General features: G+C 66.7%; 14 protein-coding genes and 1 pseudogene. 6 read left to right on the top strand and 9 right to left on the bottom strand.

The features are described 5' to 3' along the window. Positions 1–199 precede the first annotated feature (199 nt). Positions 200–363, bottom strand: a pseudogene (locus tag ASC94_RS33875) (type VI secretion system tube protein Hcp); the annotation flags it as partial. Positions 364–648: 285 nt separating this feature from the next. Between ASC94_RS33875 and ASC94_RS24095 the strand changes: the two are divergent. Continuing rightward, the gene (locus ASC94_RS24095; protein ID WP_056401889.1) at positions 649–1,203 is read left to right on the top strand and encodes a flavodoxin family protein; all 555 of its coding nucleotides are present in this window, start codon (positions 649–651) and stop codon (positions 1,201–1,203) included. A gap of 13 nt (positions 1,204–1,216) precedes the next feature. Next, the gene (locus tag ASC94_RS24100; RefSeq protein ID WP_229417388.1) at positions 1,217–2,200 is read left to right on the top strand and encodes an enoyl-CoA hydratase/isomerase family protein; all 984 of its coding nucleotides are present in this window, start codon (positions 1,217–1,219) and stop codon (positions 2,198–2,200) included. Positions 2,201–2,300: 100 nt separating this feature from the next. On the opposite strand, the gene ASC94_RS24105 is transcribed toward ASC94_RS24100, so the two are convergent. Then, on the bottom strand, positions 2,301–3,218 hold the full coding sequence (locus tag ASC94_RS24105) for a LysR family transcriptional regulator (protein ID WP_056401893.1): 918 nt from the start codon (positions 3,216–3,218) through the stop codon (positions 2,301–2,303). Positions 3,219–3,344: 126 nt separating this feature from the next. Here ASC94_RS24105 and ASC94_RS24110 point away from each other — a divergent pair, with 126 nt between their 5' ends. The 4 genes from ASC94_RS24110 (at position 3,345) to ASC94_RS24125 (ending at position 5,481) form a co-directional block, all read left to right on the top strand. Beyond that, a complete protein-coding gene (locus ASC94_RS24110; RefSeq protein ID WP_056401896.1) occupies positions 3,345–4,106 on the top strand; it encodes an SDR family NAD(P)-dependent oxidoreductase in 762 nt (253 codons plus the stop codon). 33 nt (positions 4,107–4,139) lie between these two features. Continuing rightward, entirely contained in the window at positions 4,140–4,379 is a 240-nt protein-coding gene (locus ASC94_RS24115) for a 4-oxalocrotonate tautomerase family protein (protein ID WP_056401899.1), read from the top strand. Next, entirely contained in the window at positions 4,376–5,026 is a 651-nt protein-coding gene (locus ASC94_RS24120) for a DsbA family protein (RefSeq protein WP_056401902.1), read from the top strand. The genes ASC94_RS24115 and ASC94_RS24120 overlap by 4 nt, the downstream gene beginning before the upstream one ends. 65 nt (positions 5,027–5,091) lie before the next feature. After that, complete coding sequence (locus tag ASC94_RS24125; protein ID WP_056401905.1) at positions 5,092–5,481, top strand: nuclear transport factor 2 family protein; 390 nt, start codon at positions 5,092–5,094, stop codon at positions 5,479–5,481. 33 nt (positions 5,482–5,514) lie between these two features. Here ASC94_RS24125 and ASC94_RS24130 read toward each other — a convergent pair whose 3' ends face one another. The 7 genes from ASC94_RS24130 to ASC94_RS24160 all read right to left on the bottom strand — a co-directional run bounded on the left by ASC94_RS24130 (position 5,515) and on the right by ASC94_RS24160 (position 19,110). After that, positions 5,515–6,735 (bottom strand): 6-phosphofructokinase, encoded by a 1,221-nt coding sequence (locus ASC94_RS24130; RefSeq protein ID WP_056401908.1) that lies wholly within the window; start codon positions 6,733–6,735, stop codon positions 5,515–5,517. 52 nt (positions 6,736–6,787) lie between these two features. Continuing rightward, the gene (locus tag ASC94_RS24135) at positions 6,788–8,791 is read right to left on the bottom strand and encodes an alpha/beta fold hydrolase (protein ID WP_056401911.1); all 2,004 of its coding nucleotides are present in this window, start codon (positions 8,789–8,791) and stop codon (positions 6,788–6,790) included. A gap of 75 nt (positions 8,792–8,866) precedes the next feature. Further along, on the bottom strand, positions 8,867–10,885 hold the full coding sequence (locus ASC94_RS24140) for a S9 family peptidase (RefSeq protein WP_056401914.1): 2,019 nt from the start codon (positions 10,883–10,885) through the stop codon (positions 8,867–8,869). A 44-nt stretch (positions 10,886–10,929) separates the two neighbouring features. Next, positions 10,930–13,017 carry a prolyl oligopeptidase family serine peptidase gene (locus ASC94_RS24145; RefSeq protein WP_056401917.1) on the bottom strand — a complete coding sequence of 696 codons (2,088 nt, stop codon included), beginning with the start codon at positions 13,015–13,017 and terminating at the stop codon, positions 10,930–10,932. After that, entirely contained in the window at positions 13,007–15,031 is a 2,025-nt protein-coding gene (locus tag ASC94_RS24150; RefSeq protein WP_056401920.1) for an alpha/beta fold hydrolase, read from the bottom strand. Before ASC94_RS24150 ends, ASC94_RS24145 begins: the two co-directional genes overlap by 11 nt. A gap of 45 nt (positions 15,032–15,076) precedes the next feature. Beyond that, on the bottom strand, positions 15,077–17,074 hold the full coding sequence (locus ASC94_RS24155) for a S9 family peptidase (RefSeq protein ID WP_056401923.1): 1,998 nt from the start codon (positions 17,072–17,074) through the stop codon (positions 15,077–15,079). Positions 17,075–17,085: 11 nt separating this feature from the next. Continuing rightward, on the bottom strand, positions 17,086–19,110 hold the full coding sequence (locus ASC94_RS24160; RefSeq protein ID WP_082616807.1) for a S9 family peptidase: 2,025 nt from the start codon (positions 19,108–19,110) through the stop codon (positions 17,086–17,088). Positions 19,111–19,170 lie beyond the last annotated feature (60 nt).

Below are 19,170 nucleotides of genomic sequence, written 5' to 3' on the forward strand. Positions count from 1 at the left end.
TTTCCACTGCTCTCGCTGCGCGCAGCGTAGCGAGTTCTAGCACTTCGGCTGGTGTATCAAAGTAGTTTTCTCGTAAATGGCAAAGCCTCTCTACGTCGCGAGGTGAAATTCCTAGATGACGCGGAATACCGTCGGCGGGCACAATTCCTTCGCTAATCAAAGCTCCGCTGTACATCTTAGCAACCGCGGTACATCAGGTGTGCTCGCAGTGTTCAGCGGTGTCGCCGCCGGCGGTTGATGCAGTAGCGCTCTCGGGCTGAAACACGCCCCAGTGCGCGGAGGTAATCTCGATCAGCCTTGGTGCGCAATGTCCGCCGACTCACCCTTGATGCCATCGATTTGCAGATACACGTCAATTGCCATGATGCCGCCGTAATGGGAATGGGATACCAGAGGCAGTGTTGCCCGGTCTTCGCTGAGGCGAGTCGGGATGTGTCAAACCAAATTGCCGTTCCAGCGCCGAGCTAGACACGGCGTACGGAAAACTGGCATATGGCATGCCTTCTAGCGTTCAATTAATTACATGGTGTATCAAATGAATTGCTGATTTTGGGATTTATGTCGCGGTTAGGAACAACTATAGTGGTTCCATGCCGAACGGAAACGGCGGCAGCAATTAAGCCCAACATCACAATTCTGGAGAAAACCATGAGCTCGAACATCGTCATCGTGTACCACAGCGGCTACGGCCACACCACCAAGATCGCCGAGGCAGTTGCCGAAGGCAGCCAGGGCACCCTGCTGGCCATCGACGCCGAAGGCCAGCTGCCTGAAGCCGGCTGGGACTTGCTGGCCAACGCACAAACCATCATCTTCGGCTCGCCCACCTACATGGGCAACGTGAGCTGGCAGTTCAAGCGTTTCGCCGACACCGCCTCGTCGGTGTGGTTCAAGCAGGGCTGGAAGGACAAGCTGGCGGCCGGCTTCACCAATTCGGCCTCGGTGGCGGGCGACAAACAGACCACGCTGTACACCTTGTTCACCCTGGCGCAGCAGCACGGCATGCTGTGGGCCGGCACTGGCATGATGCCGAGCAACGCCAAGAGCGCGCACCGCGATGACGTGAACTACTTGTCCTCCTTCGCCGGCCTGGCCACCGCCACGCCGTCGGACGCGTCGGTGGACGAGATCCCGGCCGGCGACCTGAAGACCGCGCGCCTGTTCGGCGAACGCATCCGTCAAGTCACCGCACGTCTTGCCTGAAAGGAGAACCGTCATGAACTCCACCATGAAGCGCGCGGCCGCCGCGCTGACCGGCGCCTTCGCCGCCGTCACTTTTGCCGCCGGCTTCGCCGGCGCCGCCAAGGCTGCTGCACCGAAAGCCGCCGTGCCGAAAGTGGCTGCCGCCAGCGCCGCCCCCATCGGCGCCGAAGCGCCGGACGCGAAAATCCGCCTGACCCGCGTCACGCCGGCCTACTGGAAAGTCACTTTCGCCAACGCGCCGCTGAACATCGTTGGCCCGAAAGAGGTGCGCGAGCTGGTCAAGATCGTGGAAGCGATCGAAGCGGACCAGCAAGTGCAGGTGGTGGTGTTCGACAGCGCGGTCCCGGGCAGCTTCATCGCCCACTACGACCTGCTCACGCCGCTGGAAGACTCCACCGGCATGGCGCCCGGCCCTACCGGCATGCACCCGGTGCCGGACATCATGGTGCGCATCGCCCGCCTGCCCATCGTCACCATCTCGTCGATACGCGGCCGCGCCACCGGCATCGGCAGCGAGCTGATTCTGGCCACCGACATGCGCTTCGCCAGCCGCGAGAAGGCCGTGCTGTCGCAATGGGAAGTGGGCGCCGGCCTGGTGGCGGGCGGCGGCCCGATGGCACGCCTGCCGCGCCTGGTGGGACGCGGCCGCGCGCTGGAGATCCTGGTCGCGTCGGACGACATCAACGGCGACGTGGCCGAGCGCTACGGCTACGTCAACCGTTCGCTGCCGGACGCCGAGCTGGACGCCTTTGTGGACACCATGGCGCGCCGCATCGCCTCCTTCGAGCGTGCCGCCATTGTCGACACCAAGGCGCTGGTGAACCTGGCCAGCCTGCCGCCGGACGCTGAAATGCAGCCGGGCTGGGACGCCTTCATCGCCTCGGTCAAGCGGCCCGCCACCCAGCAGCGCCTGAAAGCGCTGGTGGAGCAAGGCCTGCAGCAGCCCGGCGCCATCGAGGACAACCTCGGCCGCGCCACCGCCGCCTACCGCAAATAAGCATCTGGCAACCACAGGTGCGCGAGTTGTCGGCCATCAGCTTCGGCCGGCAACCTGCACGCTAAATGCGCCGCCAAGGCTGACGCTGCGGCCTGGCCCTTCAGCCCCGCTGCCCCAGCCGCGCGGTCATGAAGTCGACGAAGGCGCGCACCCGCAGCGACAAGTGGCGCGCGTGCGGATACAGCAGGATGAAGGGCCGCGAGGTGCCGCCGAACTGCGGCAGCAGCTCCACCAGCGAGCCCTCCGCCAGGTCGCGCTCCACGATGTAGCGGTAGGTCTGCACCAGCCCCGCGCCCGCGCGCGCCAGGGTCACAATGCCCAGCACATCTTCGGCGCAGGTGTAGCCGCCGCTGGTCATCAGGTCGACCTGTTTGCCCTCTACCTTGAACTGCCACGGAATCTTGCGCCCGCTGCTGGGCAGGTCGAACTGGATGCATTCGTGCTGATGCAGATCCTCCAGCGACTTGGGCGTGCCGGCCCGCTTCAGGTAGGCCGGCGCCGCCACCAGCACCAGTTCCGCATCCTCCAGCTTGCGCGCGATCAGCGATGAATCGGCCGGGTCGCGCCCGCGCACCACCATGTCGTAGCTTTCCTCCGCGAAGTCGATATTGCGGTTGCTGATGTGGACCTGCACCGTCACCTCTGGATACAGCGCGCGGAACTCCGGCAGCATGGGCAGCAGCCGGTAGTGGCCGTAAGGCGTGGGCACGCTGATGCGCAGCGGCCCGGCCGGCGCCTTCTGCGCGCCCGTCACTTCGCGCTCGGCTTCCAGCAGCCGGTCCAGCGCCTCGCGGCACTGCTCGTAGTAGCGCTGGCCGCCGTCCGTGAGCCGGATCTGGCGCGTGGTGCGCACGAACAGCCTTACCCCCAGCCGCTCCTCCAGCCGCGCGATCGAGCGGCTCACCGCCGCCGGCGTCACGCCGCTCAGGTTGGCCGCCGCCGTAAAACTGCCCAGTTCCGCCGCCTGGCAGAAGAGCTCGATCGTGCCGAGCTGCATTTCGTCGAAGTTACGCTGCATAGATTACACCGTGTATTAAGTCATGTTCCATATTAGCCATTTATCGCCATCTATGGAATAAGTAAAGTGTGTCCATGCCGCAGACAAACCCAGCGGTAACCCTCTCAAACTGAACTGGAGCACACCATGAGCACCACTACCAACAGCAGCAACGCCGCCAAAACCGTCATCGTCACCGGCGCATCGAGCGGCATCGGTTTTGCCATCGCCAAGGCCTACCTGGAGCGCGGCTACAACGTGGTCGGCAACGCCCGCAGCGCCGACGGCCTGCAGACCGCCGCCGCCCAGCTGGGCAACCCGGCCAACTTCCTGCAAGTGCCCGGCGACATCGCGCTGGCCGCCACCGCCGCCGCCCTGTTCGCCAAGGCCATTGCCGCCTTCGGCAAAGTGGACATCCTGATCAACAACGCCGGCATCTTCCTGCCGAAAGCGGTGGGCGAGTACACCGAAGAAGAAGTCAACACCATCGTCGGCACCAACCTGATGGGCTTCTTTTACCCGTCGCAGCAGGCTGCGCGCCACATGAGCGCCAATAAGGCCGGCCACATCGTCACCATCACCGCGTCCATCGCCGAGCAGCCCAACGCCAAGGTCAACGCGCTGCTGCCGATCCTGATCAAGGGCGGCCTGAACCACGCCACGCGCGGCCTGGCGATCGAACTGGCCGGCGCCAATGTGCAGGTCAACGCGGTGGCGCCCGGCATCATCCGCACCCCGATGCACGGCACCGACGAAGGCACGCAGAACTTCCTGAAAGGCCTGTCGCCCAGTAACCGCATCGGCGAGACCGACGACATCGTCAACGCCGTGCTCTATCTGACCGGCTCGTCCTTCGTCAGCGGCACCGTGGCCGTGGTCGACGGCGGCGCAGCGGCCGGTACCTGGTAAGCCAACCTCAACCCTACCTCAAGGAGAATCACCATGCCGTACGTAAATATCCGCGTGACCAAGGAAGGCGTCACCCCTGATCAGAAGCTGCAGCTGATCGAAGGCGCAACCGACCTGCTGCAGCGCGTGCTGAACAAGAATCCGGCCACCACCTTCGTCATCATCGACGAAGTGGAGATGGACAGCTGGGGCGTGAACCGCGAGAACGTGGTCACCATGCGCGCGCGCGAAGCGGCGGCGCGCGCGGCGGCCAAGCTGGGGGACAAGTCATGAAACTGGTCTTCGCCGGCGACCCGATGTGTTCGTGGTGCTACGGCTTCGGCAAGGAGCTGGCGCAGCTGACGCAGCGCCACCCCGAACTGGAGCTGCAGATCCTGGTGGGCGGCGTGCGCGCCGGCGCCACCGACCTGCTGGACGCCACGGGCAAGCAGTTCCGCCTGGGCCACTGGGCCCGGGTTGAAGAGGCCAGCGGCCTGCCGTTCAACCGCGCCGCTTTCCTGGCGCGCGAGAACTTCGTCTACGACACCGAGCCGGTTTGCCGCGCGGTGGTGGCGGCGCGCCGCGTGGCGCCGCAGGCGGACCAGCTGGCCGTGTTCCGCGCCCTGCAGCACGCCTTCTACGTCGATGGCCTGGATACCACCGACGGCAAGGTGCTGGCGGAGGTGGCAGCGGCGGCGCTGGCGAAGGATGGCCACGCGGTGACGGCGGCTGCGCTGCATGCGGAATGGGACAGCGCGTCGGCCATCGCCGTCACGGCGGCCGAGTTCTCGCATGTGCGTTCGCTGGGCATCCGCAGCTTCCCCGCGCTGCTGCTGGAGACTGCGGACGGGCTGTATGAAATCAGCCCGGGCTATGCCCATGCGGACAAGCTGGAGCAGCAACTGCAGGCGACCTTGCAGCATCTCGCCAAGGCAGCGTAGCACCGCAGTAGCAACGTGGTAACGGAGGCGCCAGCCGGCGCCTCCCTTTTGAACAGGAGTGTGAGATGAACGAGTTATCTGACCAGCCCGCCGCCGAAGCCATTGCCGCCGTTGCCGCCGTTGCCGATGCGTACCTGCGCGGCGTCTATGAAGGCGACACCACGGCGCTGGCCGCGCTGTTCGCGCCCGACGCGCAAGTGTATGGCAACATTAACGGCCAGCCTTATTTCAAGACTATCGCCGCCTATCTGCAAGGCGTGGCGGGCCGCGCCAGCCCTCAATCGCTGGGCGAGCCTTTCCGCATGCGCGTGCTGTCGGCCGATGTCATGGGCAATATCGGCAATGTGCGCCTGCATTCGCCCATGCTGGGGTTTAACTATCACCTCTACCTGACCTTGCGCCGCGGCGAGAGCGGCTGGCGCATCGTTAACAAGACCTTTGCCCATGTGCCGTAGATGCGGGCGCCGCACGGCGGGTTACGGCTTCGCCTAACCCGCCCTACGCAGGATTTTCGCCACCGGCGCGGGGCGCAGGCGGAAGGCGTCGGGCATGCCGGAGCCGAGCAGGGGGCGCAGGTAGAGGCGGAAGGCGTCCGTCACGTCGGTGCCGCTGGCGCTGATGAATTCGTCCTCCATGGTGCGCGTCTTGCCGGCCACCGCGTCCAGCGGCAGCAGTTCGTAGTCGGCCGAGTAGTAGCCGGTGCGCTTGATGGCCACCGAGCCGCAGCGCTCGCCCCACATGGCGAACTGCACCGCCTTTTCGCCTACCTCGCGCGCCTCGCGCTGGTCTACGTCGGACACGCAGCCGATGAAGGAGCGCTGCAGGTAGCCGAAGGTGTCGCCGCGCACGCGCTTGATGCCCAGCTTGGCCTTGATCTCGTCGCACAGCAGGTCCGCCAGCGCGCCGGTGCCGGACAGCTGCACGTTGCCGTGCGCGTCGCGCTCTACCTCCTTGGCCAGCAGGCTGGCGATGGCCTCGCCGGACGCGTCATGGATGCCTTCGGACACCGCGATCACGCAGCGCCCGTGTTTCTCGTAGGTGGCTTTCACGTCCGCCAGGAACTGCTCCAGCGAGAACAGGCGCTCGGGCAGGTAGATCAGGTGCGGGCCGTCGTCGGGGAATTTCTTGCCCAGCGCGGCGGCGGCGGTCAGGAAGCCCGCGTGCCGCCCCATCACCACGCCCACGTAGACGCCGGGCAGGGAAGCGTTGTCCAGGTTGGCGCCGGCGAAGGCTTGCGCCACAAAGCGCGCCGCGGAGGGGAAGCCGGGCGTATGGTCGCTGCCCACCAGGTCGTTGTCGATGGTCTTGGGAATGTGGATGCAGCGCAGCGGATAGCCGGCCGCACTGGCGCGCTCGCTGACGATGCGCACGGTGTCGGACGAGTCGTTGCCGCCGATGTAGAAGAAGTGCTCGATCTCGTGCGCGCGCAGCACCTCGAAGATCTGCTCGCAGTAGGCCGCGTCCGGCTTGTCGCGCGTGGAGCCGAGGGCGGAGGAGGGCGTGGCGGCCACCAGTTCCAGGTTGTGGCTGGTCTCCTGGGTCAGGTCGACGAAGTCCTCGTTAATGATGCCGCGCACGCCATGCAGTGCGCCGTACACTTTCGTCACGTGGCGGAAGCGCCGCGCCTCCAGCACCACGCCCACCAGCGACTGGTTGATGACGGCGGTGGGTCCGCCTCCCTGTGCGACCAGAATTTTTCCCGACGGCATGCGCATCTCCTCGTGAATGGACTGCCGCCAGCTTACTCCGTTTACGCCATCCTTACTCGGCTTTGGCGGCCCCGCCGATATGCCGGGCCAGGAATTTTTCCACCCGGCTCCAGAAGTCTATTTTGGTTTTCGGAACAAACCAGCCGTGGCCTTCGCTGACGTACTCCACCAGTTCGGCTTGCGGATTGTGTTCTTTCACCGCCGCGTAGAGGCGGCGCCCATGCGTCAGCGGCACGCGCATGTCGCTGGTGCCGTAGGCCATCAGCAAGGGCTGCCGGATGTGCGCTGCCTGCTGCAAGGGCGAGGTGGCCGCCAGCTGCGCCGCGTCCTGCTTCAGGTCGCCCACCAGCACCGGCATGCCGCGCTTGCGCCAGTCGGCAGGCAGGTCGGACGGGTAGAACAGCTTTTCCTCATACATCAAGCTGATGTCGGTGACGCCGGCCCAGTTGATGCCGCACTTAAACAGTTGCGCGTCCTTCAGCAGCCCCATCAGCGCAGCATAACCGCCGTAGCTGGCGCCGGCGATGCAGATGCGCCTGGGATCGGCGATGCCTTGCGCTATGGCCCAGCGCGCTGCATCGGCCACGTCGTCCTGCATGGCCAGGCCCCATTGCTTGATGCCGGCGCGGAAATGCTTGTCGCCGTAACCGGTGCTGCCGCGGAATTCCGGGGCCAGCACCGCATAGCCGCGCGAAGCCAGGAATTGCACCTCCGCATCCCAATTCAGTTCGCCGCCACGCACCCAGGGGCCGCCATGTGCGAGCATCACCATGGGCAGATTCTTTTTCTGTCCCTTGGGCAGCGTCAGCCAGGCCGGCAGCGGCAGCCCGTCGCGTGCCTTGAGCCAGACCAGGTCCAGTTGCGCCATGTCGGAAGGGTGTATGGCCGGCCTGGTGGTGCCTATTGTGCGCAAGGCCTTGGTGTCGCGGTTGTAGACCATGTAGATCAAGGGCTGCTGGTCCGAGTAGCTGCGCACGAGCAGCCATGGCGATTGCGGCCACAGGGGCGGCGTCACCAGGTTGATCAGGCCGGGCAGCAGCGTATCAATGTGTTTCTGCATGGCCTTCATGTCCTCGTCCAGCCAGGCCATGGTACGCCCGTCGGACAGGACCTCGTAGCCGAGCAGCTTGCCGCCGCTGTATACCGGATTGCCGCTGAAGTCGAAGGCGGGTAGCGCAACCAGCGCGTCGCGTTCGATTTCACCGGTGGCCAGGTCCAGCTGGCGCAAAGCCAGCTTGTCGCCGCCGGCGCGCGCACGCACCAGCAGTTTGCCGTTCGGGCTGAAGGCCACCGGCTCAAAGCTGTTGGGCGGTTGGGTATAGGCGTCGAAGCTGGCGAGCACGCGCCAGCTGCTGCTGCCCGGTGGCAAATAGTGGATGGTAGTCTGGCCGTCTTTGAGCGAGCTGGCCAGGCGCGGCATGCCTTGCGTGTCCAGCAGCCACCGCTGCACTGGCGCGGGGCGCGGCACCGCTTCTGCCTGGCCGCTCAGGGTATCGATACGCAGCAGGTCGAAATCATCCAGCAGGTCGGTGTCGGCGTCCCAATTGGCGCGCAAGGCATAGACAGCGTTGCCGTCCCGCCCGTGCTGCTGGTTTAGCAGGTAGGTGTTGTAGGGCAGGGTACGGGACGAGATGCTACGCTTGACCGGACTGGACCTGTAGGTTTCGCGGTGCACTAGCTGGCGCTCGCCGCCGCCATCGCGGTTGACGGCGTAGAGCCCGGGCCCATAGCTGAGGTCGCCTTGGGCGGTCTTGTGATCGTCCAGGTCGTACACCAGGCGCTGGTCGTTAAGCCAAATGAACTGGTTCACGTCGGCGTCGCCATACTGCGCCACCGCTTGCAATTTGCCAGTGTCCAGGTCCATCACGGTCAGGCCGTCATGCCGGCCATCGCCGCCGGTGCGCAGCGCCAAGTAGCGGCCGCTGGGCGAGAGCTTGGCGCCGCTGAACGGTGGCGCCTCGAAGAAGTGCGCAACCGGCACCGCAGCGGCGGCGCCGGCCGCGATCATGAAGGCCGTTGCGCCCGCCAGCCAGCCACGCATCCGTTTCGAGGCCATGGTTCACCCTTCCGACGTTATAGATGAGCCAGCGTACTGCACGGCTGTCGCGCGCGGCGCGCGATTCGTGCCCGTTCAGCGTGCGGCCGCAGGGCCAATATACCGCTCCAGGAATGCCTCCACCCGGGTCCAGAAGTCGAACTGGGTCTGGGGCAGCGACCAGCCGTGGCCCTCGTCGTCGTAGATGACCAGTTCAGCGCCGGGATTGCCGGCCTTGACTGCGTTGAAGAAGGCCTTGGCCTGGGCGATGGGCACGCGCCGGTCCGCGCTGCCGTGCGCCAGCAGTACGGGACGCGTGATGCGGGCTGCCTGCCGCAGCGGCGAGGTGGCGTTGAACCGGGCCGCGTCCTTGACCGGATCGCCCACCATCACCGGCATGCCGAACTGGCGGTAGCTGTCGCCCATGTCGGAGATGAAGCGGTTGTCCTGGCCGGCCAGCATGGCCAGGTCGGTCACGCCGGCCCAGCTCACGCCGCAGCGGTACAGTTGCGGATCATTGACCAGGCCCATCAGCGTGGCATAGCCGCCATAGCTGGCGCCGGCGATGCAGATGCGCTTGGGGTCGGCATATCCTTGCGCTACCGCCCAGCGGGTGGCGTCCGCCACGTCGTCCTGCATGGCCAGGCCCCATTGCTTCCAGCCCGCCTGGAAGTGGCGTGCGCCGAAACCGGTGCTGCCGCGGAACTCAGGCTGCAGCACGGCGTAGCCGCGCGAGGCCAGGAATTGGGCCTGCGCGTCCCAGCCCCATTCCTCGCCCCGCACGAACGGCCCGCCATGCACCAGCACCACCATGGGCAGCTGCGGCTTGGCCTGCTTCTCGCTGCCCTTGGGCAGGGTCAGCCAGGTGGGGATGGCCATGCCGTCGCGCGCCTTCACGCGGTGCAGGTCCTGTTGTGCCATCTGCCCCGGATCGATGGCGGGATGCTCGCCGCCGAGCTTGTTGAGTACCTTGGTTTCGGTGTTGTACACCATGTAGATAACTGGCTGTTTGTCGGAAAACGCACTCACCAGCACCCATGGCGACTGCGGATACCGGGGCGGACGCAGCAGGTTGGCGGTATCCGGCAGCAGCGCGTCCACCGCCTGCTGCACCTTGGCCATGGCGGGGTCCAGCCACGTCATGCCGCGCGCGTCGCTCAGCAGCTCCACGCCCAGCATGCGGCCGTTGCTATACACCAGGCTGCCGGAAAAGTCGTAGTCGGCCAACTCGATCAGCGCTTCCTTGTCCAGCTCGGTCTTGGCCAGGTCGTAGGTGCGCAGGCTGCGCTTGTCGGCGCCGGCCTGCGCGGTGACGTACAGCTTGCCGTTGGCGCCAAAGCCGAGCGGGTGAAAGGCGCCGGTGGTGAGGCCGTAGGTGGCAAAGCCAGCCAGCTGGCGCCAGCTGTTTTGCGCCGGATCCAGGTAGTGCAGCACGCTCTGGCCTGCTGCTTCCGTCACGGCCAGGCGCGGCACGCCGTCCTGGTCCAGCAGCCAGTCCTGCACATCGCCGGGGCGCGCCAGCGTTTCCACCGCACCGGTGACGGTGTTCAGGCGCAGCAGGTCGAAGCTCTTCACCTCGTTGCGCACCTCGTTGAAGTTGGCGCGCCGCACGTACACGGAATCGGAGTTCTGCGCTCCCTCCTGCGGCAGCAGGTAGGTGTTATACGGCAGCACGCGGTTGCGGATGTTGGTGCCGGTGGTGTCGCGCGCATACGTGGCGCGCTCGACCAGCTGGCGCAGGTCGCTGCCGTCACGGTTGGCCGCATACATGCCGGGGGCGTAGTGCACCGCGCCCGGCGCCTGGTTGCGGTCCACGGTGTCGAACACCAGGCGCTGGTTGTTCACCCACTGGAAGTGGCCGATGTCGACGTCGCTGAAGCGTGCCACGCCGTTCACGGCGTTCGATTCCAGGTTGACCACCGCGAGGCCATCGCGTTCAGTGCCGTTGTTGATGCGGAAGGCGGCGTAGCGCCCGTCCGGCGACAGCTGCACCGCGCTGATGCTGGCCCGGCTGAAAAAGCTCTCGACGGCGGGTAGCGCGGCGGCGGCCGTGCCGGCCGGCGCCGCCAGCGCCAGCGCGGCCGCCAGCACGGCGCGTTGAAACATACTTTGCATGGGATTTCCCTTCAGTGGCTGATTCATTGGCGGCGGGTGCCGGCTTACCGTTGCGGGCCGATGTGCCGCTCCAGGAACTTCTCCACCCGGCCCCAGAAGTCGTAACGGTTCTTCGGCAAGGCCCAGCCATGGCCTTCCTCGTCGTACTGCACCCACTCGACTTGCGGGTTGGTCTTTTGCACCGCGTCGCGGAACTTCTTGCCGTGGTAGATGGGCACGCGGCGGTCCGAGCCGCCGTAAGCCAGCAGCAGCGGCTGCGTGATGCGGGCAGCCTGCTCCAGCGGCGAGGTGGCTTTCAACTGCTCGGCATCCTTCTCCAGGTCGCCCACCAGGTAGGGCATGCCGTACTGCTTCCACGAATCGGGCAGGTCGGACTGGAAGCTCCAGTGGCCGGTGTACATCAGCTTGATGTCGGTGACGCCGGCCCAGTCGATGCCGCAGCGGTACAGGTCCGGATCCCTGATCAGTCCCATCAGGGTGGCATAGCCGCCGTAGCTGGCGCCGGCGATGCAGATGCGCTTGCCGTCCGCGATGCCTTGGGCGATGGCCCAGCGCGTGCCGTCGGCAATGTCGTCCTGCATCTTGAGGCCCCATTGCTTCCAGCCGGCGCGGAAGTGCGCCTGGCCGAAGCCGGTGCTGCCGCGGTATTCCGGCTCCAGCACCGCGTAGCCGCGTGAGGCGAGGAATTGCGCGTCCGCGTGCCAGCCCCACTGCTTGCCGCGCACATATGGGCCGCCGTGCACCAGCACCACCATGGGCAGGTTTTTGTCCTTGTCCTTGGGCAGCGTGAGCCAGGCGGGGATCTTCAGGCCGTCGCGCGCCGCGTAGCTCACCAGCTCCTGCTTGCCCATCTGGCTTGGCTTGATCTGCGGCCGCGCCTCGCCCACCTTGCTGAGCTTTTTGGTGGCGCTGTTGTAGAGCAGGTAGACGCGCGGCTGGCGGTCTGAGAACGCTTCCACCAGCAGGTTGGGCGATTCCGGGCGCGCCGGCGGCGACACCAGGTTGATGGTGCCGGGCAGCAGGGCGTCCACCTGCTCCTGCACCGCTTGCATGGCCGGGTCGAGCCAGCGCGTGCCCGGCGCGTCGGCCAGGAAGCGCACGCCGAGCAGCTTGTCCTGGCCCATGATGAGCTGGCCGCTGAAGTCGTAATGCTCCAGTTCCACCAGCGCCCGCTCGTTGATCTTGCCGGACGCCAGGTCGTAGCTGTGCACGGTGGACTTGTCCTTGTGGGCGTGGGTCACCACGTACAGCGTGCCGTCCGGCGCGAAGGCCAGCGGCCGGAATGAGCCCTTGCCGCCGGTGAACTGGCCGAAGGAGACCAGTTCGCGCCATTCTTTGGTGGCCGGGTCGAGATAGTGCACCGAGCTGCGGCCCTTCTCCGTTACCGTGGCCAGGCGCGGCTCGCCCTTGGCGTCCAGCAGCCAGCTTTGCACGTCGCCCGGGCGGTTGATGGTGACGTTGTAGCCGGTCCTGGTATCCAGGCGCATCAGGTCGACATAGTCCACCTGGCCGGGGCCGGTGATCTTCTTGCTGGTCACGTAGACCTGTTCGCTGTTCTGCGCGCCGCGCTGGCCCAGCATATAGGTGTGCCATGGCAGCACGCGCGACGCCGCCAGGCCGCTGGGCGTCTCGCCGCTGCGGCTGGCCAACTGACGGAACTGTTTGCCGTCGCGGTTGACCGCGTACAGTCCGGGCGCGTAGCGCTGGTCGCCCTGGCCGGACTGGTAGTCGGCGGTGTCGAACAGCAGGCGTTCGTCGTTCACCCACGCGAACTGGCCCACGTCGGTGTCCTGGAAGCTGGCCACCACCTGTGCGCTGCCGGCCTCCAGGTCCACCACCGCCAGCCGCTCGCGGCCGTTGGCCTGGGCCAGCTTGGCCGCCAGGTAGCGCCCGCTCGGCGAGAGCTGGGCCGCGCTGAACTGCGGATTGCTGAAGAAGTCCTGCAGCGTCGGCAGGGCGGTGGGCGCCTGCGCCGGCGCCGGTGCTGCGGGTGTTTGCGACGGTGCCTGCGCTGCAGGCGTTTGCGGCTGCGCCTGCGCGGCGGCGGGACCGGCCAGCGGCAGTGCCAGCGCCGCCCCGGCGGCCAGCACGGCGCCGCGCGCGGCCCTCGTCATCCGGTGCCTATTTGCCATGCGCTTGCGCTCCGATGTGCCGGTCCAGGAACTGCGCCACGCGGTTCCAGAAGTCCACTTGCGTCTGGGGCAGTGCCCAGCCGTGGCCCTCGTCCGGGTACAGCACCCACTCGGCCGGATGGCCGGCCGCCTGCAGCGCATCGCGCATCCGCGTGCCGTGCTCCAGGGTCACGCGATGGTCGGCGCCGCCGTAGGCCATCAGCAGCGGGCGCTTGATGCGCGCAGCCTGCTGCAGCGGCGAGGTGGCCTTCAACTGGTCCGCATCCTTGTCCGGGTCGCCCACCAGCAGCGGCATGCCGTACTGCTTCCAGTCGTCGCTCAGGTCGGGGCGGATGTTCCACTTGCCCCTGGCGGTGTACATCAGCGGGATGTCGGTCACGCCCGCCCAGTTGATACCGCACTGGAACAGGTCCCCGTCGTTGACCAGGCCCATCAGCGCAGCGTAGCCGCCGTAGCTGGCCCCGGCAATGCAGATGCGCTTGCCGTCGGCGATGCCTTGCGCGATGGCCCACTTGGCCGCGTCGGCCACGTCGTCCTGCATCTTCAGGCCCCACTGTTTCCAGCCGGCGCGGAAGTGCGCTTCGCCCAGGCCGGTGGTGCCGCGGTAGTCCGGCTGCAGCACGGCGTAGCCGCGCGTGGCCAGGAACTGGGTCTGCGGATTCCAGCCCCAGCTGCTGCCGTGCACGTACGGACCGCCGTGCACCAGCACCACCAGCGGCAGGTTCTTGTTGCGGCCGGGAGGCAGCGTCAGCAGCGCCGGGATCTGCAGGCCGTCGCGCGCGGCGTAGCGCACCACCGCCTGCTTGCCCATGGCGCCGGCGTCGATCTTCGGATGGCTGCTGCCCACGCGGTCCAGCTTGTTCTTTTCGCGGTCATACAGGTAGTAGCTGGCCGGCTGCGCGTCCGAATACGCCGTCACCAGCACCACCGGGGTTTCAGGGCGTCGCGGCAGGGTCACCAGGTTGGTGGTGTGCGGCATCAGGGCGTCGATCTGCGCCTGCATCGCCTTCATGGCCGGGTCCAGCCAGACCGTGTCGGTGGCGTCGGCCGAGTAGCGCACGCCGAGCAGCTTGTCCTTGTCCATGATCAGGCCGCCCGTGAAGTCGTAGTCGGCCACCGTCACCAAAGGCTTGGCACTGAGTTTGCCGCTCGCGATGTCGTAGCTGTACAGCGAGGTCTTGTCCTGTCCGGCGCGCGCGCTCACGTACAGGGTGCCGTCCGGGCCCAGGCCCACCGGCATGAAGCCGCCCGTGCCTGCGTAGGCGGGGAAGGCGGTGAGCTGGCGCCACTTGTCCGTGGCCGGGTCCAGGTAGTGGATGGCGGCCTGGTCGCGCTCGACCGTCAGGGCCACGCGCGCTTGGCCCTTGAAGTCGAGCAGCCAGGCGTGCGCCGGGCCGGGCCGGCTGACTTGGCTGGCCTTGCCGGTGAGCGTGTTCAGGCGCAGCAGGTCCACGTGGTCGACGCCGCCGGCGCTGTATTGCGGGCTGGTGACGTAGACGTACTCGCTGTCCTGCGGCCCGCGCTGCAGCAGCAGGGCGACGCTGGAGGGCACCAGCTTGGCCGCCGCCGACGGATGGTCATAGGCGATGTTGCGGTTCACCAGCGCCTTGTAGCCGCTGCCGTCGCGGTTCACAGCGTACAGGCCGGGACCGGCCGTGACGTCGCGCTGTGCCACCGTGCGGTCGGTGGAGTCGAACACGATGCGCTCTTCGTTCACCCACGTGATGTTGCTGATGTCGGCGTTGTTGAACTGCGCCACCACCTTGGCGCTGTTGTCCTTCAGGTCCAGCACGGCCAGGCGGTCGCGCTGGCCCTTGCCGCCCAGCCGCGCGGCCAGGTAACGGCCGCTGGGCGACAGGGTGGGGCTGCTGAATTCCGGCGTGCTGAAGAAGTCCTCAACCGGCGGCAGTGCGGCCGCCGCAGCGGACGGCGCGGCGGTGCAGGCGAACGGGGCGGCCAGCGCCGTCAGCGACAGCGCGGCGGCCAGGATGGTGCGTTGGAACAGACGCGGCATGGTGGTCCTTGAATTGCAAAATAGATAATATAGCAAAGTTTTGCATCACGGCTGCGGACCGATGTGCTGGCCCAGGAATTTTTCCACGCGGGTCCAGAAATCAATGCGGGTCTTGGGCAGCGACCAGCCGTGCTCCTCGCCCGTGTACTCCACCAGCTTGGCGTCCGGGTTGCCCTGCTTGACTGCGGCGTGGAACAGGCGGCTGTGCTGGATCGGCACGCGGCGGTCGTCGGTGCCGTGCGCCAGCAGCAGCGGCTGCTTGATGCGGGCTGCCTGCTCCAGCGGCGACGTGGCCTTCAGCTGGGCCGCGTCCTGCACCAGGTCGCCCACCAGCTGCGGCATGCCGTACTGCTTCCAGGCCTGCGGCAGGTCCGACATGAAGGAGCGGCTGTTGGTGTACAGTAGGCCGATGTCGCTCACGCCGGCCCAGCTCACGCCGCATTTGAACAGCTGCGGCTCCCTGAGCAAGCCCATCAGGGTGGCGTAGCCGCCATAGCTGGCGCCGGCGATGCAGATGCGCTTGGGATCGGCGATGCCCTGGGCGATGGCCCAGCGCGCCGCGTCGGTGATGTCGTCCTGCATGGCCAGGCCCCATTGCTTCCAGCCGGCACGGAAATGCTGCGCACCGTAGCCTGTGCTGCCGCGAAACTCCGGCTGCAGCACGGCGTAGCCGCGCGAGGCCAGGAACTGCACTTCCGCGTCCCAGTCCAGTTCAGTGCCGCGCACATAAGGGCCGCCATGCGCCAGCACCACCAGCGGCAGGTTCTTCTTCTGTCCCTTGGGCAGCGTCAGCCAGGCCGGCACGGTCATGCCATCGCGCGCCTGGTAGTGCTTCAAGTCCAGCTGCGCCATGTCGGCCGGATTGATCTGCGGATGGGTGGCGCCGACCGGACGCAGCTTGCCGGTGGCGGTGTTGTACAGCAGGAAGATGGACGGCTGCTGGTCCGAATAGCTGCGCACCAGCACCCATGGCGCCTGCGGCCGGGCGGCCGGCGTCACCAGGTTGATGGTGCCGGGCAGCAGCGCGTCGACCGCTTTCTGCACCGCCTGCATCTGCGGGTCCAGCCACACCATGGTGCGGCCGTCGGCCAGCACTTCGTAGCCGGCCAGCTTGCCTTTGGTGTAGACCAGGCTGCCGCTGAAGTCGAAATCCTTCAGCGCCACCAGCGCGTCCTTGCCCAGTTCGCCCGTCGCCAGGTCCAGCAGGCGCAGGCTTTCCTTGTCCTGCCCGTTGTGCGCGCTGACCAGCAGCTTGCCGGCCGGCCCGAAGCCCAGCGGCGTGTAGCTGCCGGCGGTATTGCCGTAGGCGTCGAACGTGCTGAGGGTGCGCCAGGCGCCACTGGCCGGCTCCAGGTAGTGCACGCTGCGCTTGCCGTCTTTCAGTGACATGGCCAAGCGCGGCTCGCCTTGCTGGTCCAGCAGCCAGTCCTGCATGGGCACTGGGCGCTTGACGTCTTCGGCCAGGCCGGTCAGCGTGTCGATGCGCACCAGATTCAGCTGTTCGAGCAGCCAGGTGTCCTCGTCCCATACCGGCCGCACTGCGTACACCCATTCGGAATCCTGTCCGCCCGCCTGGCCCAGCAGCTGGGTGCTCGACGGTAGCGCCCGCTGCGACAAGCGGGACGACATGGTACGCTCGGTTTCGGTGCGCAGTGCCAGCTGGCGCTGGCCACTGCCATCGTGGTTGACGGCGTAAATGCCCGGGTACGCAAGGCGGTCGCCGGGTGCGCGCTGCTTGTCGCCCATGTCGTATACCAGGCGCGTATCGTTAATCCAGTAGAACTGGCGTACGTCGGCGTCGCCGTACTGCGCCACGACCTCGATCTTGTCAGTTTCCAGGTCGATGACGGCCAGGCCCAGGCGGCGGCCTTCGGCGCCGGTGCGCACCGCCAGGTAGCGCGCGTTGGGGGACAGGGCTGCCGCGCTGAACTGCGGATTCTGAAAGAAATAGCTAGCGGGAATATCGGCCGGAGCCGCGGCCAGTGCCGGGGCGGCGGGGCCGGCAGCCAGCGCGGCTGCGAGCAGGAGCGGGACGATGTGCATGAATTGCTTTCTCAAAATTGTGTTTTCTGATCCGGACCAATGTGGCGGCCCAGGAATTTCTCGACGCGGGTCCAGAAGTCGATCTGGGTGGCCGGCTTGCCCCAGCCGTGCTCTTCATCTTCGTATTCGATCCATTCCACCTGCTGGTTGCCTGCGGCGCGCAGCGCCTTGCGCAGCCGGGTGCCGTGCACCGGCAGCACGCGCCGGTCGTCGTCGCCGTAGGCCAGCAGCAGCGGTTGCGTGATGCGCGCGGCCTGATGCAGCGGAGAGGTGGCTTGGAACTGCTCGGCGTGCGTGGCCGGATCGCCGATCAGCGTGGGCATGCCGTATTGCTGGAAGTCCTTGGACAAGTCGGAATCGAAGCGCCAGTGGCCATCGTACAGCTGCTGGATGTCCGTGATGGCAGCCCAGGCTATACCGCACTTGAACAGCTGCGGATCGTTGACCAGACCCATCAGCGCGGAATAGCCGCCATAGCCGCCGCCGGCGATACAGATGCGCTTGCCGTCCGCGATGCCCTGCTCGACGGCCCAGCTGGCGCCATCGGCGATATCGTCCTGCATCTTCTTGCCCCATTGCTGCCAGCCGGCGCGGAAATGCTGGTCGCCGTAGCCGGTGCTGCCGCGAAACTCGGGTTCCAGCACTGCGTAGCCGCGCGACGCCAGAAACTGGTTGTCGGCGTTCCATTCCCAGCGTGTACCGCGCTCATGCGGACCGCCATGCACCAGCACCACCAGCGGCAACTTGCCTTGCTGGCCGGCGGGCACGGTCAGCAAGGCAGGGATCTGCAAACCGTCGCGCGCGGTGTAGCGCAGCACGCGCTGCTGGCCCATGCGGCCAGGGTCGATAGCGGGCCGGCTGGCGCCGGCGCGCAGCAGCGCCTGGCTGGAGGTGTTGTAGGCCGAGTAGAACGGCGGCTGGCGGTCCGAGTAGGATTCCACCAGCACCCAGTCCGTGGCGCGGCGCAGCGGCAGCGTCACCAGGTTGGTGGTGTCAGGCAGCTTGGCGTCGATGGCCGCCTGCACGGCCTGCAGCGCCGGATCGAACCAGCGCATCTGCATTTTGTCGGCCAGGACGCGCGCCCCGAGCAAGCCATCCTTGCCTCTCACTAGCGCGGCGGTCAGGTCGTGGCCGGGAACCGTGAGGATCGGTTCGGAAGAGGCGGTGCCACTGGCCAAGTCGAGCAGATGCAGGCCGGTAGTGTCGCCGCTGGTGCGGGCTGCGGCGTACAGCCGGCCGTCCGCGGCGAAATCCAGCGCTTGGAAGCTGCCGGATGAGCTGCTGAATTCCGGGAAGCTGGCTGCCACTTTCCAGCTGCCGCTGGCAGGGTCGAGGTAATGGATGGCAACGTTGCCGTTCGCCCCGGCAATGCCTAGCCTTGGAATGCCCTGGTAATCCGGCAGATAGCGGCGCGTGCCGGGAGGCGAAACAACAGGCTGGCGGTCGCCGGTGACAGTGTTGAGCCGGAGCAGCTTCTCGGTATAGCCGTAGCCTGCGCCGACATAGTCCACGTCAGCCACATACACCCAGTCCGAGTCTTGGGCGCCCACGCCATCCAGCATGAATGTGTGCCACGGCAGCATACGGCTGGCGGTGTCGGACCAGAGCACGCTGTTGGTGCGGGCCGCGAGCTGCCGGTAAGCGCTGCCGTCGCGGTTCACCGCGTACAGGCCGGGCGCGTAGCGCTCCGAGAAGCGCTGCGCGTAGCGATTGCCCGCCGTGAACAACAGGCGCTCGTCGTTCACCCAGCGGAAGTAGCCCACGTCGGCGTCGCCGAAGCGTGCGGCTACCTTGCGGCTGTTGTCGCGCAAATCGATCACGCTGACCTGCTGGTGCTTCGGCCCGGCTTCCTGGATTGCCAGGAAGTGTCCACCGGGGGACAGGGCGGCCGAGCTGGCTGCCGGCAGCTGAAAGAAACTGGTGGCTGGAATGGGAGGTGCCGCTGGGAGGGCGGCTGGGGCGGCCGAGGTGGCCAAGGCGGGCGTGACGGCTAGGATGCAGGCCGCAGCGGCACGCATCGGCTTGAAAATTGGCATAAGGTCGGCTAGCGTGGTTGCAAATTAGATAATTGCCACACGATAACATTTTCTGGTGTA

It is taken from the genome of Massilia sp. Root418, assembly GCF_001425265.1.
In the GTDB taxonomy this organism is placed as follows: Bacteria; Pseudomonadota; Gammaproteobacteria; order Burkholderiales; family Burkholderiaceae_D; genus Rugamonas.